Consider the following 22,966-nt stretch of genomic DNA (forward strand, 5'->3'; position numbering starts at 1 on the left):
CCGCAAAGTTTTTGAGTCATCACCTACGCTAAAGCTCCACTTTGTGGGGTTATTTTGCTGTCCTATTCGTCCAATCCCCCGCAGGTAATCCGCATACATTACAGAGTAACCGTTGGTGCTGTCCAGAATCTTGTATACCATCATCCACATGATCCGCATTATCCAGAGCGAGGTGAACCGCATTGTCTGTAGAGAAGCATACACTGGCGGCAGGAACGCCCTATGCCACACCTTATTATGTCATTAGCAGCGGCGTCCCCGGACCTGTATTCATGATCATCTCCGGTGTTCACGGCAATGAGCCGGCGAGCAGCCGTGCAGCGCAAGGCATCGCCAGCCGGCTCAGCCGGGGAGATCTGATGCTGCGCTCAGGGAAGCTGATTATCGTCCCGCTGGTGAACCAAATCGCACGGCGCAAGGGGATTCGCGGGAATCCTGACCTGAACCGTACCTTCCCGCGCGGACAAGGCGCCCCGGCCCGTCATCCGTTGTCGGCAGCTGTATGGCAGCTTGCCTTGCGCTACCGCCCTTCGTGGGTGCTGGATCTGCATGAGGCGAACGGGCTGTCCGAGCTGAATCCGAAGCGGGTCGGCCAGACCCTGATCATCAGCCCGGTCAGCCGGGCGCATGGACTGGCGAAGCAAATTGTGAAGCGGATGAATCAGACGATCACGAATAGAGCTTACCGCTTCAACATACGGCATAGGGAGCGTGCAGGAACTTCCCGGATGGCCTTTCAGCGCCTGCTCGGTGCCCGGGCGGTGACCGTAGAGACCTGCTGGAGCCTGGACTATGCCTTAAGAGTAAGGCTGCAGAGTGAGATCGTCTACCACTTTCTGCGGTCTCAGGGGATGATCGGCTAATTAAGGGGATGACACAAGGGATTGACACAACTGAATATAGTGTATATATTATATATATACACTAGTTACAACAAACACAAAGGAAGCTGATGCTGCTGCATGAATATCGTGATATCAAGTACATCTGGCGAACCGATCTACGCCCAGATTGTGGGGCAGGTCCGCCAGATGATTCTCCAAGGCGAGCTACTCTCGGGTATGCCGCTGCCATCGATCCGCTTACTGGCGAAGGAGCTGCAGATTAGCGTCATTACCACAAAGCGGGCTTATGAGGAGCTGGAGCGGGAGGGGCTGATCAACTCGATTGTCGGCAAGGGATCTTTTGTCTCCGGGGCCGATCAGGAATATATCCGGGAACAGCGGCTGCGGATGGTAGAGGGCAAGCTGAAGGAGATTATTGACGAGAGCAGACAGCTGGGCATGGAATACGCTGAACTCGCGGAGATGCTGAAGCTGCTCTATGAGGAGGAACAGGAATGAGAACTGTAATTGAGCTAGACCATGTAACGAAGAGCTACGACCGTTTTGAGCTGAAGGATATTTCGTTATCTATCAAGGAGGGCTACATTACCGGGCTGATCGGCCCGAATGGCGCAGGTAAGACCTCAATGATCAAGATGATAATGGGCTTAATCTCGCAGGACCAAGGGGACATCCGGGTCTTCGGCCAGAACAACCATCAGGAGCAGGCAGCGATTCGGGGGCGGATCGGCTACGTCTCGGATGAGAGCTTTTATTATGAGAATATGACCGTGAAGCAGATGAAGAATATTATTGCTCCGTTCTATCCAGGCTGGGACAACGATACATATCTGAGATTTCAGGAGCAGTTCAAGCTGTCGCCGGGTAAGAGAATCAAGGATCTGTCGAAGGGGATGAAGATCAAGTTCTCGCTCGCCATCGCTCTGTCCCATGGTGCCGATCTGCTGATTATGGATGAGCCTACTTCGGGGCTTGATCCGATCTTCCGCCGGGAGATGCTGGAGCTGCTCAGTGAGCATATTCAGGATGAGAAGAAGTCGATTCTGTTCTCGACTCATAACACCACAGATCTGGACCGGATTGCCGACTATATTGTATTTATTAACGAGGGACGGATCATCTTCAATGAGATGAAGGAGAGTCTGAGCGAGCGCTATTTGCTGGTCAAAGGCGGGAAAGAGCTGCTGGACCGGGATGTACGCCAGTGGTTCGTGGGGTTGCGGGAGAACGGGCTGGGATTCGAGGGCCTGATTAGCAACCGCGCGGAGGGTGAACGTTATTTCAGGGACACGGCAATCTGCGAGACACCTACGCTGGAAGAGATTATGTATTATACGGTAAAAGGGGACGAAGCTCATGCATAACTCCATTGCGCTAATCCGCAAAGACTTCATACTTACCCGGAAGTTCGCTTTGCTGCTGATTCCCTATTTTGTACTTATGTTATATTCCAATGCACAAGCCTATACGGTATTCTCGTTGTTGCCGGCACTATTGCTGCTGATTAACGCCTGTACCATTGATATGCAGCATAACAACCAGAAGTTTCTGGCCACGCTCCCGGTGCCGAGACAGCGGTTGATTCAAGCCAAATATCTGACGATCATTCCACTCTCGCTATTCAGTCTCATTTGTACCCTAATCATGTACTGGGTTGCGGTGACTATGGGCAAGCTGGATGAACCGCTGCGCTGGAGAGAGCTGGGGCTGATTACGGCAGTTATCCCGCTGTTAGCCTCTTTCTATCTCCCGCTGTATTACTGGTTAGGGCAAAAAGGAATGCAGTTTGTCAATATAGTTTTTATGATGGTCATTATGCTGAGTTTCACTACATTTGGAAGCTTGAACAAGGAATTTCCGGCTCTCGCTCAATGGGTTCAGGACGGTAAAACAGACAATATGCTGCTCGTAGTCATCGGCGTGCTGGCATACCTGATCATTATTTATGCCTCCTATCTGATTTCGTCGCGGATTTATGTGAACAAGGATATTTAGTCTCAATGCCGGTATAGGCTGCATCACAAAAATGACCTCAGCTTCCACCATCCAGTGGCAGTCTGAGGTCATTCTTGATCATTCACACATGGTTCACTCAGCGGAAGTTACCGCTCCGTTCCAGGTTCTCTACGAAGTCCTTGGCTTCCTTGAGGCCCAGATTCCGCGCTTCGCGCACGACCTTGATTGCCTGGATCTTCTTGCCCTCGGCTATTAGCAGGCGGATTCTCCGCTCGAGGTCCGGTGCCAGCTCCGGGTTCTGCACGAACATCGGCGCAGGAATATGGCTGGTTCGGCTGAAGGAGGGGTCAGCGGGCATTCCTCCGTAAGGATCTCTTTGATTGAGCCGGGCTTCCAGCTCATTCACACGCCTCTTCAGACTGAACACGCTGAGCATAAGCAATAGCGCCAGCACCAGAGCCAGAATGGCGATGAGATCGATCGTATCCATATTGTCCATAGGTAGTCTCCTTTCAGTAGCAGGTTTCATCAAGGATGCCTGTGCCATTATACTCTACTACCCCTTAGAGAGAAGAATGAACACTTGAGGCCTGATTGTTGATTGTATCCGCTTGGGCGGGACCCTACAATGAGTTACAGGAACAGTACACCTATTGCTTCAACGGTACGCGGATTCCCAATTCATCTGGAGGAGTGATCGCAGTGAACGAAGCTACACATATGAAGGCGATTCGGATACATCAATTTGGAGGGCTAGAAGAGTTAAGGTATGAGGATGCGCCCATCCCCGTTCCCGCAGCGGACGAGATTCTGGTTAAGGTGGCAGGGACCGCATTCAATCAGGCAGATGTCAAAATCCGCAAGGGAGACCTGCAAGCTATTTTCCCGCATGAATTTCCTTACATTCCTAACTTTGAGGTGTCGGGTACGGTGGAGGCAGCCGGAGCAGAGGTTACGGACTTTCAGCCGGGGGACAGAGTCTATGCTGCGCTCGATATGTCCCGGGACGGTGCTGCCGCAGAGTATGTGGTTACCAAAGCGCAGTATGCTGCGCTGGCGCCAGTCTCCCTGGAGCTATCCGATGCAGCTGCGCTGCCGATTGGTGTCTTAACCGCATGGCAGGGGTTATTCGATCATGGTAATCTGCCGCAGGGTGGACGTGTGCTGATTGCCGGAGCCGCTGGCGGGGTAGGCAGCTATGCAGTGCAATTTGCCAAGCAGCACGGAGCGTATGTTATCGGGACTTCCTCAGCGGCCAGTATGCCGATGCTTCAGGAGCTGGGGATTGACGAGATTATTGATTACACCAAGGAGAGCGTCACGGACAAGCTGACGGACAAGGTGGATCTGATCCTCAATCTGTCCCCTGAGAGTACTGAGGTACTCAACACATGGCTGCCGCTGCTAAAAGAGGGAGGAGCGCTGATCTCGGCAGTGAATCCTACGGACGAAGCACTGGCAGCGCAGCTTGGCGTTAAGGCACACCGGCTGTTTGCACAGGAGGATCGTACGCTGCTGACGCGGGTTGCAGAGCTGGTGGATGCGGGCAAGCTGAAGCTCTGGATTACTGAGCGTCTGCCGCTGGCCGAGCTGGCTGCCTCCCATGCCATGAGCGAGGCCGGTAAGCTCCGTGGTAAGGTGCTTATTACAATTTAAGCCTTCGCGATCAGAGTCGACTGCATAAATAAGACCTCATTATAGATCACCGCCAGCTCCTCCGGAGTATAAGGCATCCCGCTGTGCAGCCATTCTTCCGTAATTCCGAGAAAAATAGACGCGGAATGCGCAGCGAGATACTCCGGAGGAACCGCCGGGTGGTCGGTAAATACGCCATTCATCTTCAGCTTCCGGTAGAAGCTGCGTTTGATAACCTCCTTGAATTGCCCCGGAAATACCGCATCCCCTTTAGCCCCGAGAAATAAGCGGATTCGCTCGCCGTGCTGGTGCAGATACTCAAGGATATGCACCAAGGGCGGATAGGGCAAGCCCTTCAGATAATGCTCTGACATCTCTTCGCGTACGATTTTGACAACCATCACCTGCTCCAGACCTGTCAGTATTTCCCGCTGCAGCTGCTCCAGCAGATCGTATTTATCTGTAAAATGCAGATAGAACGTTCCCCTGTTAATATGTGTTCTAAGCGCCAGCTGGCGTACACTCACCTTGTGAAATCCTTCCTGCTCCATGAGCTGGAGGAAGTTATCCTCGATCAAAGCCCGGGTTCCCGCTGACATCATTTCATGTATATCGCCCATACTGTGTTCGCCTCTTCCGTTAGCTGCTGAAACTCTATCTTTTTAAAATAGGATATTTAAAGCCAAAATTCAAATGTTAGCTATGCCAAAGTCTTTCTGTTTACCATAAATGAGATTAAATGGTGTATAATTGTGGGAAAGGGAGGCGATTGTAATGACTGATTTCTTCAATCCGGGACCTCATGCGAATTCGACTGATCCCGGCGGGCACAAAGCCAATCATGACGTTAATGAACAAAAGCTTCATAAAGAAGGGCCTCAGGGATTATGGCGGCAGATCTCTGATCTGTTAATTGCAGTAGGTGTTATTGCTTTGATTATTGTTGTGATCATGTGGATTTTATGATTAACATCTCCAAATGAGCGGTGGTCTGGAACAGGTATGTAGTTTCTGGAGTGCTGCTTTTTTTATGCTCATCCAAGCCAATAACCCCGAGCCACTCTTCCTTCGCCATCAGCCCTGCCCTCGATATTCACTCGGGGTTTGGCCGGTGAACTTCTTGAACTGCCGCATGAAATGGACATCGTTCTCATAACCGCATCTTGCAGAAATCTGGCTGACGGTATAGGTGGTGCTCTTCAGTAAATAGGACGCATGGCCCACGCGGTTAAGGATGATGTCGCTGACGGCCGGAATGCCGAAGATTTGCTTATAGATCTGCTGAAAATAGGACGGGCTCATGTTCATCCGCTCCGCGAGCTGTTCGACAGAGTACCAGGTGGAGGGGGAACTGAGCACTTCATTTCTCAGGTTCAGGAATGAATCATAGTATTTGCTGACCGGCTGGCTAGACTCCACATGATGCCGCATATCGCTAAGCTTCATGAACAGGCAACGAATAATGGAGTCGATAATCTCCTGGCGGAAGCTGCCGTTCTGCAGATTCTCCCAGTGAAGCTCATTCACTTTTCTAGTGATATAGAGCGGGTCATGGGCCTTCATTAAGGTGTCCAGCGGCAGCTTCAAGCGTTCAAACCAAGCATTCGCCCCCTCCAACTCGAAATGGAACCAGTCATGCACCAGCGGCAGCTCAGCGTCTCTGTAGAAGTAGTGGCTGTTTCTGTTATAGATGATGTAAGTATTCGGTTCAGCATAGACGCTCCGCGTCTGAAGCCTCAGCTCCATCTTGCTCCGAAAGAATACAAAGACGTAATCGCCGGAGCCTTCCGGGCGGTCAATCGTCATGCCCTCTGGATGAATAACATTCGAACCGCACCGCTTTAGGGTGATCATACACAATTCCACCTTTTAGATGATAGATCAGTCAATCAATAGAATAATTCATTTTCTTTCCCGGGACAAGGGAGTACTCTGTGATAGTGAATATGGAGAATACTTCAGTAATGAGAAAGAGGGTTAATTCTAATATGACCGGAACAACGACGAAAGCAGCTACGAAATTCTATACCCCGAACTACCCGAGACCCCAATTTGTCCGCAGCCAGTGGCTGGATCTGAACGGAGAATGGGACTTTAGCTTCGATGATGATCACGCAGGCATTGCGGCGCGCTGGATGGATCATTTTCCGGCCACACATACCATTAACGTTCCATTCACCTACGAGACAGCGGCCAGCGGCATCGGTGAGGAGACCTTCCATCCACGGATCTGGTACCGCAAGCAACTCGTCCTGTCCCCGGCGGTAGAAGGGAAGCGGACGGTGCTGCATTTTGAAGGCGTGGATTATAAGGCGGTCTGCTGGGTGAACGGCGGCTATGCAGGAGAGCATGAGGGGGCGTATAGCCGGTTCTCCTTCGATATTACCGATCTGCTCAGGCAGGATGGCGTGAACGAGATTGTGCTGATGGTGACCGACAGCGACAGCTGTCTCCAGCCCCGGGGCAAGCAGCGCTGGGCGGGCCGGAACCACGACTCATTCTATGTGCAGACCACCGGCATCTGGAAAAGCGTCTGGCTGGAGCATGTCCACGCGACCCGGTTGGAGAAGGTCAAAATGACCCCTGATATTAACCGCCAGATGATCCGCTTGGACTACAGCCTGCAAGGCTTGACTGAAGCAAAGGATCTCCGGCTGGAGACGGAAATTACATATCAAGGCGAAAGAGTTAATCTGCATAGCCTGTCGGTGGATAGAGCTTCGATGACCGTGGAGGTCAGCATGATGGAAGGCATTAACGGGCCATGGCTGCAAAACCTGTGGTCTCCGGGGAACCCGAATCTTTTTGACATCGAGTTCGTGCTGTATGCGGGTGAACAGGAGATAGACCGGGTCGGCTCGTATTTCGGTATGCGCAATATCTCTATCAAGGGCGGCCAGATCCTGCTGAACAACCTCCCGCTGTATCAAAGACTGATCCTGGACCAGGGCTACTGGACCGATAGTCATCTGACCCCGCCGTCAGAAGAAGCGCTGATTCAAGATATTGAAGCGATTCTGGAGATGGGCTACAATGGGCTGCGCAAGCATATGAAGGTGGAGGACGCCCGGTTCCTGTACTGGTGTGACGTCAAAGGGGTATTGGTCTGGTCGGAGATGGCTGCCGCTTATGAATATAACGACGAGGCGCTGGAGCGGTTCACCAACGAATGGCTGGAGGTCGTGCGGCAGCAGTATAATCATCCGTGCATCATCACCTGGGTGCCTTTTAACGAATCGTGGGGGGTGCAGAATATCCTTCATGACGTCCGGCAGCAGACATTCACGGAGGGTATCTATTATTTGACCAAATCTATCGATCCTTACCGTCCGGTGATTACGAATGACGGCTGGGAGCATACGGTATCTGACATTCTGACGCTGCATGATTATGTCGAGCGGGGCGAAGCACTATATGAAACTTACAAAGATAAAGATTCTATCACGGGCAGCAGCGGTACGTATAACGAGTGGAAGTTTGCTTTTGCAGAAGGTTACAAGTATAAGGGGCAGCCTATCATCATCAGCGAATATGGGGGGATTGCCTTCAAAAGCGAACACGGCTGGGGCTATGGCCATCAGGTGGATAGCGAGGAAGCATTTCTGGAGCGGTTCGGCAGCTTAACATGGGCGATTCAGGCCATTCCATTCATCTCCGGGTACTGTTATACCCAGGTTACCGACGTTCAGGATGAGGTCAACGGGTTAATGACTGCGGATCGCGAGCCGAAGGTGCCGCTGGAGCGGATTAGAGAGATTAACCTGGGCCGGGGGATGTAAACTCTTTCAAAAAATCATAGAAGGGGTTGACGAAAGGAGAATATTAAACTATCATTCATAATAGTTACAAAAAATTAATATTTGTCAGGCAGCATTAGCCGGCAAGAAAGGAGACTGAGTTCTTTTTGAAGAAAGGAATCGTATGGCTACTGAGTATTGTGCTATTGCTATCGTTTGGATCTGAAAGAGCATCTGCGGATGACAGCTCCAGACTTGATCAAGAGGTTAATGATGTGATGGGAACTCCATATAAATGGGGAGGAACCAAGGCATCTGAAGGGTTTGACTGTTCCGGATTTATCATATACATATTTGGCAAGTTCAACTTAGATCTTCCGAGAACATCCAAGTCGCAGGCAAGTGCAGGCGAATATGTAGCCAAGTCCGATTTACGTCCGGGAGATCTTGTCTTTTTCGAAACCGGGGGCAACGGCATCTCGCATGCAGGCATCTATGTGGGCGACAACAAATTTGCACATTCCTCAAGCAATAAGGGTGTTACGATCACCAGCCTGTCATCAGGTTACTATAAAGAACGCTATGTTACTGCCAGAAGAACCATTTCTGAGAGCACTTATCAGAAGATGACTGGCAATTAAATATAGTAATACTACGAGCCTCTAGAACTTCTAGGGGCTCTATTTATATATAAGGACTGATCTTTAAATGATTTGACACGGGAATGAGGTGAGATTATAATGGTCGAAGCAACTATAGTCATGACTGCTATGAAGGAGGTCAACCTTGGAATTAGAACAATATATTGGTGTGAATGTGCAGCGCGCGGCACTTAAATTGAATAATTACTATCAAAAGGTAGTTAACCCGTTTGACATCACAGTGGATCAGTGGGAAATCCTAATCGTACTATGGGAAAAGGAAGGAATTACGCAAAAAGAACTTGCCGAGAGACTGCACAAGGACCAGACTAATGTTGCACGAATGCTGTTCAAGCTGGAGAAGAAGGAATTCATTTATCGTGTGGTTCATGAGACGGATCGAAGGTCTTTGCGTGTATATTTAACGCCTAAAGGACGGGATATCAAAGAAGAAATCCTTACCCCTTCCAATGAGGCATATAACAAAACGATCCAGGGGTTATCCAAAGAGGAAGTTGAGACGTTTCGCAGGGTTCTTACTGTAATCTACAACAACGTAAAAGACTTATAGCCGACAGAGGAGTTTCTCTGCACTTAAAAGGGAGAGACTTTTCTGGCAAAATACTTGCTGAGGCAACTATGGTCGAGACTATTAATATCATATTCTATTTCTAAGGAGAGTTGTAAGATGGAACTATCAGCAGAAGAAACAGGAGTTTTTGACGCCAAGTATAGAGCATTAACCATTGGAATTATTCTTGCTGTAACTACCGTTGCGTTTGAAGGTTTAGCAGTGGTTACAATTGCTCCAAGCCTGGCACAGAAATTGAACGGGCTGCATTTATACGGCTGGATATTCAGCTCTTTTCTGTTGGCACAAATCCTGGGAACGATGATCATAGGAGCGCGGATTAACAAAAACGGCGTATTTGCATCGTTTGGCCTATCCATACTATTTTTTGTGATTGGCATCGTGATTGCGGCTACTTCCGTGAATATGCTTACCCTAATTATAGGGAGAGTTTTTCAAGGCTTTGGTGGAGGTGCTATCATTACATGTGTGTATTACAGCATTACTGTAGGTTATCCCGATAAGCTGAGAACGAGAATACTTGCTTTGTTTTCCGGCGCATATATTTTACCTGCATTAATTGGCCCTTATATTGCCGGGCTTATAGCGGAGCATGTCTCCTGGAGAGTTGTTTTTTGGCTGGTGCTTCCCTTCATTGGTTTGGCCGTTTTGCTGACGCTTCCCGCTTTCCGAAAATTTACAGGTAGAGTGAATACACCGTCCAAGAATAACCGAAAAGAAGGCTTTGCAGTACTACTGACTATTGGCGCGGGAATGCTGCTGGCTGGGCTGGGCTTTATAACCGATTGGAAAGGCATGGTGCTGTCGGCAGCAGGCTTGCTTATCATGATTCAGCCCTTGCGGAAGCTGCTGCCAGAGGGCACCTTAAGTGCCAGAAGAGGTTTGCCGGCTACGATTGCTTCCAGAGGATTCTTTGTGGCCAGTTATAATGCGACCGAGAGCTATGTTGTCCTGGCTTTGACAGATGTGAAAAAGCTTCCTGCGGATATGGCGGGATTAATTGTAGCCGCAGGTGCATTAAGCTGGTCAGCGGCAGCCTGGATCCAGTCCAAGTTAGATGCCAAGGATCATGGGACGGGACGGAAGAAGCGGGTAACCGTTGGTATTGGATTTATGATTATTGGAGTGGCTGCGGTCATTCTCGCTGTTGGCCTTCCCGAAGGAGGGATCGCATTTGCAGTGATTTCACAGCTTTTCACTGGCTTCGGCATCGGTTTGGCACATCCTACGACCGGAGCGATTGCACTGCAGCATACCACAACAGGTGAGGAAGGAGAGATAGCCGCCAGCCTTCAGTTTACAGACGCATTTAGTCCGGGACTAAGCATTGGAATCGGCGGAGCCCTCATTGCCGTTAGCCAATCCCTGAATTTGGGGCTGTTGACTGGGATTATATTGGCTCTGTCTCTTCAATTGTTTTTCGTTCTTTTAAGTTTTATGCTTTCCTTCCGTATTAAGCAGGCGAAGGGCTTCTTCTAACAGAAAGATTAACAAACTCCAGATCGATATAAGTATTTCTTATAAAAATACCTGAAAGAAATACGGCGCATCATCGCAGCCGATTCAATGATCATCTTCGGATTCCATGGAGAGTAGTTTACTCCTTCCGGTGGCGTGGACTCCTTCATTACCAGTATCGAACAGCTGCGGCATGGATTGGACATCTTTCCTGTAGACTGAGATAATACAATGGAATCCATCTAAGGTGGTGTATGCAGATGCCGGCAACCTGGACATTTCATGCAAGCAGAATCAGAGTATCCCCTAATGTTAACTAATCATTTACAGGGGGAATGAACAATGAGAATTTCTGACCGGTTATTGAAACAATATCTGCAGCATGTGTACTGGATATGCGGAGGGCCATGCGGAGGTAAAAGCACTATGGCAGAGCTGGTATCCGCCAAGTGGGGAATGAGTGTCTATTCTTCCGATGATCATACGTTTGAATATAAGCAGCTGGCTAATCCGCAGGACCATCCGGCTATTCTAAGGTATTTCGTAGATTGGGAATGGTATTTCCTCGGGCAAGGCAACGACAGGAACCAGTGGCTAGTCTCTGCGGCGGAAGAAAGCGTAGAATTCACCCTGCTGGCGCTGCTGCAAATGGGCAAAGGCAAACCTATTGTGGTTGACACGGATATAGCCCCGGAGTTTCTGCGGGCGATAGCGGGTGACGAGCGGATGGTCTATGTATATGCGGAGGATGAGCTGATCCGCCGGGATTATTTCAATCGGGATCATCTGCGGGGGATGCTGGATCTCTTCCCAACCCTGTCAGATCCGGAGCGTGCCAAGCGTGAGACACTGGAGGGGATCATTGAGAATACCCGCAGGTCTTTACAGCGGGCAAGACAGCATCATGTGCAGCATTATATAAGAAATGCCCAGACCACCAAGGAAGAGATGCTGGCCAAGATTGAGACGCATTTTGGACTAAACTAGAACCGCCCGGCCACCCTTCATGAGGTGGCTGGGTGTGTTTTCCGAAAGGACACAACTATGAACCTGTCAGAACTAACACAACATACTGCATCCCGCCTAAGTCCAATGCGACTGATCCCATGGGCATGTAGATGACCGTGAATTAGCCTGATCTCTACTCCTATAATCAGACGGCGACGTTGCCCTGGAATCCACCGGGGGGAGTCGCCGTTTTTGTTAGGGTGTGTAGCTCATAGTGTGCCCTGGCTCCTCGATATGCACCATCACCCGCACCAAATAATCCTCCGGATGCTTTATAACGATCTCATCCAGCAGGAATTCCTCGTAAGCATCTCTTTTAATAACATAAGTTCAAAACCTTCACAAGCAGGAAACCTAACCCGGATAGCAGGACCGATCCGATCAAGCCGGCTCCGAAGGCCTTGAGGCCCATGCGTCTAAAAGCAGCTAAATCTACGTTCAGGCCGAGGCCCGCCATAGCCATTGCAATGAGGAAGTACGCAGCAAGTATAAGCTTATCCGTGATTGCTTCAGGGATGATCTGCAAAGTATTGACGGTGCTCATTAGCAGGAACCCCAGGATAAACCACGGAACCGGTACATACCTCCAATTGGAGGGTCCGGCCTTCGGGTTCGCCTGCCTCTCCTTGCGGTTGGTCCAGATTCCGATGATCACGGCGATCGGCACCAGCATGGTAACACGCGTTAATTTGACGATGACTGCCAGATCAACCGCTTGCTTGCCGGCCGGCCCGGTTGCTGCAATGACATGAGCGATTTCATGTAGCGTGGCACCTGAGAAGATGCCGTAGCCTAGTGGAGTCAGGTTAAGAAAAGGGTAGAGAAGGGTGTACATCAGTGTGAAAATGGTGCCCAAGATCGCAACGGTTGCCGCGCTGATCGCCGTTTCCTCGTCACTGGCTTTGAGCTGCGGAGCGATGGCTACTACCGCTGCCGCTCCGCAGATCGCTGTGCCGCAGGCCGTCAGCAGTCCCAGTCTGTTTTCTACCTTGAACAGTCTCGCCAGACCAAGCACGGTACAGATTGTGAACCCAATACAAACCAAGGCGATTAGCAGCACCTTAGGGCCAGCCTGAAGGATATCCTTCAGGCTAAGTCTCATGCCCAGCAGAATGATGCCATATCGCAGGAGTTTTTTGGAGGTAAAGGAGATTCCTTGTGTTAGATAACTTGGAACGCCTAGCGTTGCTCTCCAGATCATTCCGAGTAGAATAGCTATGACTAATTGTCCCATAATGCACACGAAGGGGAAGGCGGATACGTATTTGGCGAACAGGGCCAACATTAGAGGCAAGGCGATACCGAGCGCAAATCCCAGCTTCTTCTTTTCTTCCATGTGCACAGCTAAGTGTAGATTCATCGAGGTCACGTCCAATAGGTTGAATTTGGTTCCTTTAAACACTATATTCAGTTATGATTGATTAGGGAAATACGGATTTTAAATGCACATCATAATAAATTGTTATCTTAAAAGGGGCGTGCGATCGATCATGCTTGAATCCCTGATGGTGTATGTAACAGTTGTGGAGCAGCGGAACTTTTCCAGAGCGGCAGAGCTGCTGCATCTGTCACAGCCTGGAGTCAGTCTGCAGATCCGTAATCTGGAGAAGGAACTCGGTGTGAAGCTCATGAACCGTTCGCCCAAATGGGTGAAGCTAACGGAAGCAGGCGAGCTGTTCTATAGACGGGCGAAGGAAATGCTGAATCTCTATGAGTCTGTTAAGCTCGATCTGGCCCGGCTGCATGATACCGTCAGTGGAAGCTTACATATCGGGGCTAGCTTTACAATTGGCGAATATGTGTTGCCCCGGCTGTTCTCATCCTTCGCCAAGCAATATCCCGATGTGGAGATGGGGATGACGATTGCGAATTCAACAGAGATTGTCTCTGCCTTGCGGGAGAATAAGATTGAAGTGGGGCTGATCGAAGGAAGCATCGAGGCGGCGGATCTGCAGGTTGTTCATTTTATGAAAGACGAACTGATTATCGTCGCTGCTGAGAATCACCCGCTCTCACGAACGGGTGCGGTGGAGGTGGGCGTACTCCAGGATCAGATATGGGTGCTGCGTGAGAGCGGTTCGGGGACGCGTTCGTTCAGCAATCATTTTTTGGCACAAGCTGGCCTAAGGATGAAGCGCTCCTATGAGATCAACAGCAGTCAGGGCGTGAAGGAGGCCGTAGCTGCCGGACTGGGGATTTCCATTCTCTCAAAGTGGGTGGTCCGCAGGGAGATCGAGACCGGTAAGCTCTTAGAAATTCCTGTGCAAGGCCTGAGCCTTGAAAGAGACTTCTCGATTGTGCGGCTGACCGGTCATGTTCCCAGCAGGGCGAACGAGGTGTTCGTGGAGAGATTGGTTAAGCTGGATAGTACATTTTAAATAAAAGATTGAAACAAGAGAAAAGATGGATAATAATGAGAAAGTTAACTTTATCAAATTAATTGGGGGAAAAGCAATTGCGTAAACGGAGAGTAACCAGCACCTTTTTAATCACTATTTTTGCAGTATTCTATTTATTTAGTGGAGTATCGGCTGCTAACAGCATCTCACCAAGTAGTGACTTCAAACCATTATGGAACATCTCAAATGAATCTGAACTGGATATGTTCCTACAAGCACCTTACCATGTGCCAAATACCAATATAGTTTATCTTCACACCAACACTTCGGTTAATTCGGAGACAAAAAGCTGGATAGTTAGTGTAGTTTCAGCGGTAGATAAGACTACAGGTAAGAAAAAATGGTCATTTGAGTTTTATAAAAAAGGGATGCCTTATCCATGGACGACTTCTGACTTCGCATACAGTCAAAGCGGTTCTATTTATGCATTGGTGAAAGACGGGGGTGGATCAAGATTATATTCTGTTAACTCCTCCGGAAAGCAGAATTGGGTGATAAACGTTCCGGATGCCCAGGACCTATACGCAATGAACAATGGTACAGTGTTGTTAATAAACTCCGATAAAGTAGATTCAAAAGGTAACCGCACACCATGGGCTTATGCATATAGTCAAAACGGAAAAAAGATGGGGGAGAAATCACTAACACAAATGTACTCGGTTATAGACGGAAAATATCTTGTCACGCAAACCGGGCCATTTGGAAAATCCAAACTTGAAGTGTTTGGCCCAACGTTAAATCGATTGTTTACTTATACGCCTCCTGCAGGAGCAGTGTTATACGTTGACGAAATGTCCTGGCGTATAAATAAAAGTGATATTCTTCTGCGAATGAACTTACCAAAAACAGGAAACCGGTTAATCGCAATAGATTCAAAAGGCAAGACGTTGTGGGGAAAAAATATAGCTGGAGACGCTTCGGTTCAATCCATAGGCGAGAATTATGCAGTATATGAGAATAATGAGTTAAGTGTTTTTGGAGCAAAAGGACTCATTGTAAAAAAGCCAATTCAATTAGGTGATCCTATGAATGTGGTCTTAAAAACTACAGATAATAAGATTAGAATTCACTCTGAAAATTGGATGGACATTCTTGATCCAATTACACTTAACATTATGTATCATATTCCGTATGATGAGAAACAAATGACGTATTATTATGCCGGAGATGGATATCTTTATTTATTAAAAAATGGTTACCAATTATTTCAGTTTAAATTAGACAAGGTAACAAATTCAAAGTAGCTAAATGGAGAGCATTTTTATCGTTAAAAGTTAATATTAATAGCCATTAATGAAACTACCGCTGATGATGTAGCGGTAGTTATTTTTGTAGTCAATTATAAAGTTATCTTATAACTTCTTCACAAAACCCGTATTTCTTTTAGTTCAAATAAACTCTTGATTTATTCAATTAAATGTTGATCTGTATATATTGTGACATAACATATTGACGTTTTTATTCGAGCAGCTTCCGCAACTGAAGAATGTGAACGATCCCCAGACCGTTACTCCCTTCTTGCCTTGGTCTGCCGATCTTCCTCCGCACTGCCGCGTCCAGACTTCTTAATTTCATAGGAGTTCCTGCCTGCATCTGATTACAAGGTGTGGGCTATTTGACGCTTACTTCGAAGACGATCTGGACAGCCGCAATCTTATTTTCTTTTTTAATAGAGTAAAGAAAGCTAATATTTTATTTTGTTGAAATTTATCTAAAAATAAAAATAATTAGCAACAATTGACATTTTAAATAGGTATATGTAAAATCAAGGGACTAGCATAGACAGACACTCAATTTCTTTATATTTAATATAAGGAAGGAGGTGATAGTTATGAGAGCAACTGCTTCAGTACAATCGGAACACCTGTTCGCAGACTTGCTTGAACGTATGGATAATATTGACTTTGTCAAGCAATTTGCCAGTAATCCTGATGCAGCGTTGAGAGAAGCCGGCCTGGAAATCAGTCTGGCCGAATTGACCCAGCAGTTAGGACAAGACCAGCAATTATTTTCAGCTGTAGTTGATAAATTGTCCAACAATGTGGAGTTCATTAACAGATCGAATATGGCATTGAGTTCATGTGATACGCCTAAATGATCTAAATACTTAACCAGCAAGCTGAGTATGCGCCCCCAAGCCGTACTCAGCTTTTAATAAATTTGTAGAGGCAGTTAAGGAGACCGGGAACCAATGAATGAGGAAATGCTCAGTATAGCTTCGCAATCTGATCTGGAAGAAATGTCCCTGCTGAATGTTCCGTTTATGAAGGAATTGAATGCGGAAATTGAAGCACAGCGTTCCGGGCTTATACGGTGGGATGTGCTTAAGGACGATGGTGTAATTACAGGTTGCCACCGTACAGTACTGCTGTCAGGTTGGGGGTTTTTGTACGGAGTGTATGTTCGTCCTTCAGACAGTAATATCTGGACCTGCTATAAGCTAGTTCAGCATACTGTGGGAGATCTGTCCGGCCAAATAACGGAAGGCTTCATAACATGGATTGACGATCAGCCTTCCTGGAAATCAGTAATGATGAAAAGATTGGATTTTACAGCTTCTCCGTCCCCGGTATACAGGATTTTCTTCCAAGATAAGGGACTTCAGAATCTGCTGCGGTCCGAATCGAAGGAAGAATCACTGCACTGGCGGATGGCGGTACCCCAGGACTGTCCTTTTATTGAAGACCTGGGGCGATATAATAGCTCTTTTGTCAATTCGATTGTTGCCCATGCTGATTTCCGCGACTTTGATAGCCGCTCCGGCTGGTTAGTTGGAGAGAATGGCAGGGAGGTGGCTGCTGCCATCAGATGGTTCATTTACGGAGACACCTTATTCCTAATGTTCAGTCTCTCAGTAGTCCCCGAACTGGACATTACTCCTGCAGTAATTAAATTGCTGAGTCTGGTCAATTTGGATAATATCAACACCTACAGAGTGAATCTGGAATATCAGCGTAAAATGACACTTCTGCGTTTGTCAGGATATTCACCATATACCAATGAACGTGGTCATGAAACAGGCTATCTCTCCAAAATAATCAAAGGAACTCTTCCATGCGAAAATACAAACTGACCGTAGTCAATCTGAATTCTCTACCCAATCTGGGCTTCAGTTCGGTATTTCCGGTCGGTGGCAACTATGTCCGATCATTGCTCCTGGAGATGAACACAGAAGCAGCTTTTATCGATTTTGTAGAGCGTCCTGATCTGTTTGAGAGTCTGGAATTTTGCAGCTGGGAATTCGACTGTATTGCTTTCTCTATACGCAACCTGGACTCTATGGAATTGGATGGCGAGTATTTGTTCAAGTACTATCTAGAAATTACAAAAGTCATAATTGCCCGGGCCAAGAAACATAATCCAGCAGTAAAGATTCTGCTGGGAGGCAGCGCCATAACCGCCTATCCCGAGGGGTTCACCGAGAAGTTTCCCTTTGATGCTGTAATAGAGAATGATACTGAACAGCAGTTGTTCAGCTTCATTAGCGCACATATTCATGAGCTGCAGGATGAAGGGCAGGCTGTTCAGATGCTGAGTCCCTGTCCTTTCCGCTTTTCCTTCGAAATCGGTTATGACGAGGCGCTTGTCCAGGCTTATTTGAGAATCGGGGCCACACAGATCGGCATCCCAACTCGCTGCGGCGGGCGTTGCCCTATGCAATGTATCTATTGCTCTTATGGTCTGCTTGATCAGAATACTAATTATACAAGATCACTGGAGCATATCCGCAGTGAAATTCTGAGTTTGTACAAGACCGGCGTCAGAGAGCTGTTCTTTACAGATTCTCTGATTAATATTTCACTGGGCCACGCCAGAGACATTTGCAAGCTGCTAATTGAATTGAACCTTCCGGGCCTCAGATGGTCTGCCTATGCAAGACCTACAGGGAATGAAGAATTTATCAGGTTGGCTGCTCGTTCTGGGTGCAGGATGCTCAGTGTATCCTTTGATACCTTCTCCCCTAGCATGCTGATTAGTCTGAAGAAAGGCTTCACGCTGGAGGCTGTTCAGAAATTTCTGGAGCTGTGCAAGAAATATGAATTGCCTGTTGTCGGCCTACTGCTGTTTGGCGGCCCGGAGGAGACCCAGCTGACGATCCGGGAGACCTGCGAGTTCGCCAACCGCTATCTTGAGCCGGGGCAGCTGTTTTTCTCCTTCGGCATACGGATTTCACCTGGAAGCGGGCTGGAGGTCTTGCTGGGACAGTCCAGAACGGAACTGGTCATTCCTCATTTCTTGAGCTTTGACGACCGAATCTTTGACTATGTCCTAACCTATTTGGATGGAAGATTCGTATCTATGAATCTACTGCTTAAAATCAGCAAATGGCGCGCCTCCTATAAAAAAATGCATTACAAGAAAACCAATCATCCCCATCTGTCAGTTGTGCATGCTGAAGTTTCAGCCCCGGTTAAAGAGGAGATTTTATGATTAATTATACGTTCAATGACTATCTGGAGCATTGGGCCTTACATAGAAGTAAGCTGGTTGCCTTAGCCGATGCAGAGGGTGAGCTGACTTTTAGGGAGCTGCTGAACCGGGTACGGAGCTTGCAAGGATATTTCTATGAAGAGATTGGGCTACGTACAGGCGATACGGTCGGTATATCCAGCCCCCGCTGTGTGTCGCTGGTTCTCATCTATTTGGCGGCACTGGGCTTAGGATTGTCTGTGGTCCCTCTGCCCGAGCAGCTTGAAGCCAACCACTATAACAAAATTTCAGCATTAATACCTATGGATGCGCTGGTGTCCCTTGAAGGAAATACAGGACACAGCAGGACAGAGTATTGTCTAAAAAGAACCGGCAAAGCCGAAGGCGATACCAGAGCGGCAGCGGAGTATTTCTTTGTTCCGCATGAGCTGGGTTATCGGCATATCCGCCATAACTATTCTTCTATGGAAGAACAGGCTATCTACTATAATCTTACATCCGGATCAACGGGAGATATCAAGTCGGTCAGAGCCGGAAGCAGGGAAATAATATTGAATGCTTGGCTTGTTGACCGGCGGCTTACTTTGAAAGCCGGGGACTGCTATTGCTGTTTGTTTGCACCCGATATGCATCCCCATGAATTGTTCACCCGGCCAATTGTCTTCGGAGCGGCGTGTCTGCTGCTGAACAACCACTCTTTAAGAAGCTTTGGCGGCTACATGAGGCGGTATCAGATCACTCATCTGCTTGCCACTCCGCATACCTTGACCAATCTATTGCTGATATGTCCGGAAGAGAAGGACTGGCTCAGTGTGCAATATTTGATCGGAAGCGGGGAGAGCGTTTCCTATGTGCTGAGAGAGAAATTTTACACACAGGTGAGACAGAAGCTGCTCATCGCCTGGGGCTGCACGGAAACTACCGGAATTGTGCTGGTTGTGCCGGAAGAGCTCTTTTTGCAAAAGGGAAGTATTCTGGGAAGTCCTGTGCAGGGCTACGAGATCCGCATTGAAAAAGACACACAGGAATTACTGATTCGTGGAGAATGCGTCATGAAGGAATATTGGAAAAGCACGGAGCCGCCTCCTGTTGACGGGTACGGTTATTATCACACGGGTGATCTGGTGGAACAAGGTCCAGGGGGACTGCTGGCGTTCGCCGGAAGGCGGGATGCCTTCATCAAAGCAGGGGGACGTAAAGTGTCCCTGTATGGGCTGGAGCAGCAGATCAGGCAAATTCAAGGCATACGTGAGATAGCTGTCCTGTACTCCGATATTAGTCATACACTTGGCGTGTTCTACTCGGGAGAGGCCGATGCGCATGCCGCGTACATTGATATTCTGGAGCTAATGAACCATATGCTGTCCCAAGCCCAATTTCGCATCATTGAGCGAAGTGAATTACCGAAGCTGACCAACGGGAAGCTTGACAAACAAAGACTGGTTGCAGAGCTTCACTGAGGAGGGCCTCTATTGACTGTCAAGGAGTATATCTATAGTTTGCTGCACAGCCGATTCTCGATTCAAATCCAGCATATTCATAATGAGATGAGGCTGCGGGAGCTGGGATTAGGGAGTTTTGATGTCTTTATCTTCGTTTCCGAGCTGGAGAAGTGGCTGGATTTCAGCATTCCCGACCAGGATCTGGTAGCCTTTGAACGGCTCGCCGATGTGGTCCGATATATCGAGAAGCGACAAGAGGAAAGGGGGGGATCACTTGAACAAAGAGGATATTCTTCATAAATTGTGCGCCTCGGGAGAGGAGCAGCAGGAGCTTTTCAGAAGGGCCAGGGAGATTAGAGATGAGCACTTTCCGCAAGGGGTTTGTGTACGGGGTGTCATTGAAACGACGAACCTGTGCACCTGCAATTGTGATTATTGCCCCATGCGGCGTGATAATTTGAAAATGAACGAGCTTTATTCATTGAATGAACAGGAGATATTAGGGGCGGTTCAGCAGATTAGAACTTGCGGAATTCATACTGTTTTTCTGCAGGCCGGAGAGACCCCGATGACAACCGGAAGTCTGGGTGAAGCCATAGGGAAGATCAGATCACTATATGATGGAGATGTGGCTATTATCCTCAATCTGGGAGTCAAAACGGTTGAAGAATATGCCTACCTGTATGAGCAGGGAGCAACCGGTTATATTTTAAAATTCGAAACCAGCGATTCCGTCAATCATGAGCGGCTCCGGCATGAGTCCTACGAGCAGCGAATTGAGGCTATCCGCCATTTGCTGAACATTGGCTATAGCGTAGGCACTGGAATGATAATCGGACTGCCCGGCCAAACTCTCGACACCATCGCCGACGACATTCTTCTGGCTCAGTCGCTGAAGGTACAGATGTGCAGCGTATCGCCTTTTCTTCCAGCTCCGAACACACCATTGCAGTCTCATCCTCCCGGCTCCATTCAAATGACACTGAATGCGATGGCAATCATGCGGCTGTTGTCTCCCGACTGGCTCATCCCTTCGGTAAGTGCACTGGAGAAGATCAGCACAGGCGGGCAGGTTGCCGGGCTTCGTGCTGGAGCCAACGTTATTACGGTCAACTACACGCCCAAGAAGGAGTCGGATAAATACCATATTTATGGTGAGAACCGGTTTGTCGTCACACTGGCGCATGCGCTGCAGACAATAGAAGCGGCTGGGTTGAACACTTCTATTGGAGCAGGGAGCGAGGCAACTGGGCAGATCTCATACAGTAAGGAGAAATCTCATGAATCTATATCAGGCTAAGCCTTCTCTGTTGTTGATCGACCAGTCCGAAAGAGCCGCCGGCGCACCGGCAGGCCTGCCGCTGTTACCGGCGTATTATGTGCGGGACCAAGCCAGCAGAAGCACTACAGTGCTGAACGCTGAGACATTCAAGCTGCTGGAAATGTTAATAGAGCCCACTCCTTATTCCGTATTCTCGAGTCATTATGCAGAAGAGGAGCTTAAGGAGATAATGCGTATTCTGCATGAGCATGAGCTTATTCAGGTTGATGCGCCAACGAAGAATTATGCCAGGCTGCTGCGGGCGCCGGAGGACCCGCGGTTAACGGGCATTCCGCTAGTTCCACGGACGATTATGATTAACTGTACACCTAAATGTAATTTGCTCTGCAAGCATTGCATTGTTTCCGACAAGCATCATCAGCAGCGGGAAGTACTCAGATTTGAGGAACTGAGCATTTTTCTGAATGATATTGATGAGCATGGTTTGGATAATCTGGTGCTGTCTGGTGGGGAACCTCTGTTGTGGCAGTCTATCGCCAAGGTGCTGGAAGATTCGCTGAATAGAAGTTATACAGTAATACTGTACACGAATGGTATGCTGATTAATGATAAGTGGCTGGGGATATTCAAGAAGATTGAGAGCCTCAAGCCGGGAGGATTGCAGCTGCATGTTTCGCTGGATGGCGGAACACCAGGCACGCATGATGAAATCAGAGGCGTTAAAGGAAGCTTTCAGCGAATCGTGACTTCCCTGGAGCGGTTGCAGCAAGCAGGAATACCGGTTGCTTCCGTGGAGAGTATGGCTACCCGGGAATTGTACGAAGAACTGGATTCGCTTATCTCCATCTGTGAACGCTACAGCATCAAGAGCTTATATCTGCATCCTGTGTTCAATTTCGACCAGGACTCCAGAATTCAGGAGCTTGAGCTTGATTATGACTTCAGAATCCGTTTCCTCAAGCGCATACAGGATATGTCTCAGAGCGGTTACAGCGTGGATGTCCGTTATAGCGATCCTTATTTTCCAGCGGGTCTGTTCAAGAAGGAGTCCGCCCGGTCCCGGAAGGAAGCGGAGCTCTTCCTGAAGAGCATCCTCAGCGGTGACAAGAATAAGATCAATCAATTCAGCATCAACAGGCAGCAGCCCGAGACCTTGATGAACTGCGATGGGGGAACTAGCCAGATGTTCGTGGATTATACCGGCGCTGTGTATCCGTGCATGATTTATGCCAACTCCGGCAAGGACGACGATTATTGTGGGAATGTCAAAGACCATACGCTGTTGGAAATATGGAATTCCCAAGGTATGAACAGAGCCAGAAAGGTGATTACGAGGGAAGAATTGTCGGTCTGCTCCGGCTGCGAGCATTTCGATCACTGCGGGCCAACTGTTAAAAAATGCAGAATCGGTTCGGAGATTGCCTTGAATGATTTCTATGGTCCTTCATATCTGTGTGTGAAATACGCTGACAAATTGGGGATTTCAACTCAAATGGTAGCAGCCTATGAAGGCTTGCTTGGAAGCTTCTCCAGATGATCC

At 48.3% G+C, this 22,966-nt stretch carries 24 protein-coding genes; 20 read left to right on the forward strand and 4 right to left on the reverse strand.

What is annotated here, in order from left to right; genetic code table 11:
• Positions 1-182 precede the first annotated feature (182 nt).
• From MKY64_RS09935 to MKY64_RS09950, 4 genes are all read left to right on the forward strand, one after another.
• Positions 183-863, forward strand: coding sequence for a succinylglutamate desuccinylase/aspartoacylase family protein (locus MKY64_RS09935; protein WP_339314509.1), 681 nt, complete (start codon positions 183-185; stop codon positions 861-863).
• Between the two features lie 99 nt (positions 864-962).
• Positions 963-1,343 (forward strand): GntR family transcriptional regulator, encoded by a 381-nt coding sequence (locus MKY64_RS09940; RefSeq protein ID WP_340952565.1) that lies wholly within the window; start codon positions 963-965, stop codon positions 1,341-1,343.
• A complete protein-coding gene (locus tag MKY64_RS09945; RefSeq protein ID WP_340952567.1) occupies positions 1,340-2,209 on the forward strand; it encodes an ABC transporter ATP-binding protein in 870 nt (289 codons plus the stop codon). The genes MKY64_RS09940 and MKY64_RS09945 overlap by 4 nt, the downstream gene beginning before the upstream one ends.
• Complete coding sequence (locus tag MKY64_RS09950) at positions 2,202-2,840, forward strand: ABC-2 transporter permease (protein ID WP_340952569.1); 639 nt, start codon at positions 2,202-2,204, stop codon at positions 2,838-2,840. Before MKY64_RS09945 ends, MKY64_RS09950 begins: the two co-directional genes overlap by 8 nt.
• Positions 2,841-2,937: 97 nt before the next feature.
• On the opposite strand, the gene MKY64_RS09955 is transcribed toward MKY64_RS09950, so the two are convergent.
• Positions 2,938-3,300, reverse strand: coding sequence for a 50S ribosomal protein L7/L12 (locus MKY64_RS09955; RefSeq protein ID WP_340952571.1), 363 nt, complete (start codon positions 3,298-3,300; stop codon positions 2,938-2,940).
• Between the two features lie 203 nt (positions 3,301-3,503).
• Here MKY64_RS09955 and MKY64_RS09960 point away from each other — a divergent pair, with 203 nt between their 5' ends.
• Positions 3,504-4,457 (forward strand): NADP-dependent oxidoreductase, encoded by a 954-nt coding sequence (locus MKY64_RS09960; protein WP_340952574.1) that lies wholly within the window; start codon positions 3,504-3,506, stop codon positions 4,455-4,457.
• Here the strand turns inward: MKY64_RS09960 and MKY64_RS09965 are convergent.
• Positions 4,454-5,056 carry a TetR/AcrR family transcriptional regulator gene (locus MKY64_RS09965; protein ID WP_340952578.1) on the reverse strand — a complete coding sequence of 201 codons (603 nt, stop codon included), beginning with the start codon at positions 5,054-5,056 and terminating at the stop codon, positions 4,454-4,456. The genes MKY64_RS09960 and MKY64_RS09965 overlap by 4 nt on opposite strands.
• A 154-nt stretch (positions 5,057-5,210) precedes the next feature.
• Here MKY64_RS09965 and MKY64_RS09970 point away from each other — a divergent pair, with 154 nt between their 5' ends.
• Positions 5,211-5,402 (forward strand): hypothetical protein, encoded by a 192-nt coding sequence (locus MKY64_RS09970; protein WP_340952581.1) that lies wholly within the window; start codon positions 5,211-5,213, stop codon positions 5,400-5,402.
• A gap of 108 nt (positions 5,403-5,510) precedes the next feature.
• Here the strand turns inward: MKY64_RS09970 and MKY64_RS09975 are convergent, their stop codons facing one another.
• Complete coding sequence (locus tag MKY64_RS09975) at positions 5,511-6,290, reverse strand: helix-turn-helix domain-containing protein (protein WP_340952584.1); 780 nt, start codon at positions 6,288-6,290, stop codon at positions 5,511-5,513.
• Between the two features lie 110 nt (positions 6,291-6,400).
• Here MKY64_RS09975 and MKY64_RS09980 point away from each other — a divergent pair, with 110 nt between their 5' ends.
• From MKY64_RS09980 to MKY64_RS10000, 5 genes are all read left to right on the forward strand, one after another.
• On the forward strand, positions 6,401-8,215 hold the full coding sequence (locus tag MKY64_RS09980; RefSeq protein ID WP_340952587.1) for a glycoside hydrolase family 2 protein: 1,815 nt from the start codon (positions 6,401-6,403) through the stop codon (positions 8,213-8,215).
• A 125-nt stretch (positions 8,216-8,340) separates the two neighbouring features.
• Positions 8,341-8,814, forward strand: coding sequence for a C40 family peptidase (locus tag MKY64_RS09985; protein ID WP_209873978.1), 474 nt, complete (start codon positions 8,341-8,343; stop codon positions 8,812-8,814).
• Positions 8,815-8,959: 145 nt separating this feature from the next.
• Entirely contained in the window at positions 8,960-9,385 is a 426-nt protein-coding gene (locus tag MKY64_RS09990; RefSeq protein WP_036726721.1) for a MarR family winged helix-turn-helix transcriptional regulator, read from the forward strand.
• Between the two features lie 117 nt (positions 9,386-9,502).
• A complete protein-coding gene (locus tag MKY64_RS09995; RefSeq protein WP_340952592.1) occupies positions 9,503-10,885 on the forward strand; it encodes an MFS transporter in 1,383 nt (460 codons plus the stop codon).
• A 321-nt stretch (positions 10,886-11,206) separates the two neighbouring features.
• On the forward strand, positions 11,207-11,851 hold the full coding sequence (locus MKY64_RS10000) for a hypothetical protein (protein ID WP_340952594.1): 645 nt from the start codon (positions 11,207-11,209) through the stop codon (positions 11,849-11,851).
• 337 nt (positions 11,852-12,188) lie between these two features.
• On the opposite strand, the gene MKY64_RS10005 is transcribed toward MKY64_RS10000, so the two are convergent.
• Positions 12,189-13,232 carry a YeiH family protein gene (locus tag MKY64_RS10005; protein ID WP_340952596.1) on the reverse strand — a complete coding sequence of 348 codons (1,044 nt, stop codon included), beginning with the start codon at positions 13,230-13,232 and terminating at the stop codon, positions 12,189-12,191.
• Positions 13,233-13,362: 130 nt separating this feature from the next.
• Between MKY64_RS10005 and MKY64_RS10010 the strand changes: the two genes are divergently transcribed.
• The 9 genes from MKY64_RS10010 (at position 13,363) to MKY64_RS10050 (ending at position 22,963) form a co-directional block, all read left to right on the forward strand.
• Positions 13,363-14,250: a LysR family transcriptional regulator gene (locus MKY64_RS10010; RefSeq protein WP_445323326.1), complete on the forward strand. Its 888-nt coding sequence runs from the start codon at positions 13,363-13,365 to the stop codon at positions 14,248-14,250.
• Positions 14,251-14,327: 77 nt separating this feature from the next.
• On the forward strand, positions 14,328-15,515 hold the full coding sequence (locus tag MKY64_RS10015; protein ID WP_340952598.1) for a hypothetical protein: 1,188 nt from the start codon (positions 14,328-14,330) through the stop codon (positions 15,513-15,515).
• 587 nt (positions 15,516-16,102) lie between these two features.
• Entirely contained in the window at positions 16,103-16,369 is a 267-nt protein-coding gene (locus MKY64_RS10020) for a hypothetical protein (RefSeq protein WP_340952601.1), read from the forward strand.
• A 93-nt stretch (positions 16,370-16,462) separates the two neighbouring features.
• Positions 16,463-17,344, forward strand: coding sequence for a hypothetical protein (locus tag MKY64_RS10025; protein WP_340952605.1), 882 nt, complete (start codon positions 16,463-16,465; stop codon positions 17,342-17,344).
• Positions 17,326-18,702: a B12-binding domain-containing radical SAM protein gene (locus MKY64_RS10030; protein WP_340952608.1), complete on the forward strand. Its 1,377-nt coding sequence runs from the start codon at positions 17,326-17,328 to the stop codon at positions 18,700-18,702. Before MKY64_RS10025 ends, MKY64_RS10030 begins: the two co-directional genes overlap by 19 nt.
• Entirely contained in the window at positions 18,699-20,162 is a 1,464-nt protein-coding gene (locus MKY64_RS10035; protein ID WP_340952610.1) for a class I adenylate-forming enzyme family protein, read from the forward strand. The genes MKY64_RS10030 and MKY64_RS10035 overlap by 4 nt, the downstream gene beginning before the upstream one ends.
• A gap of 12 nt (positions 20,163-20,174) precedes the next feature.
• Positions 20,175-20,444 carry an acyl carrier protein gene (locus MKY64_RS10040; protein ID WP_340952612.1) on the forward strand — a complete coding sequence of 90 codons (270 nt, stop codon included), beginning with the start codon at positions 20,175-20,177 and terminating at the stop codon, positions 20,442-20,444.
• Complete coding sequence (locus MKY64_RS10045) at positions 20,371-21,444, forward strand: biotin synthase BioB (RefSeq protein WP_340958045.1); 1,074 nt, start codon at positions 20,371-20,373, stop codon at positions 21,442-21,444. Before MKY64_RS10040 ends, MKY64_RS10045 begins: the two co-directional genes overlap by 74 nt.
• Positions 21,425-22,963, forward strand: coding sequence for a radical SAM/SPASM domain-containing protein (locus MKY64_RS10050; protein WP_340952615.1), 1,539 nt, complete (start codon positions 21,425-21,427; stop codon positions 22,961-22,963). The genes MKY64_RS10045 and MKY64_RS10050 overlap by 20 nt, the downstream gene beginning before the upstream one ends.
• Positions 22,964-22,966 lie beyond the last annotated feature (3 nt).

The organism is Paenibacillus sp. FSL R7-0210, assembly GCF_038009085.1.
Lineage (GTDB): Bacteria > Bacillota > Bacilli > Paenibacillales > Paenibacillaceae > Paenibacillus_AQ > Paenibacillus_AQ silagei.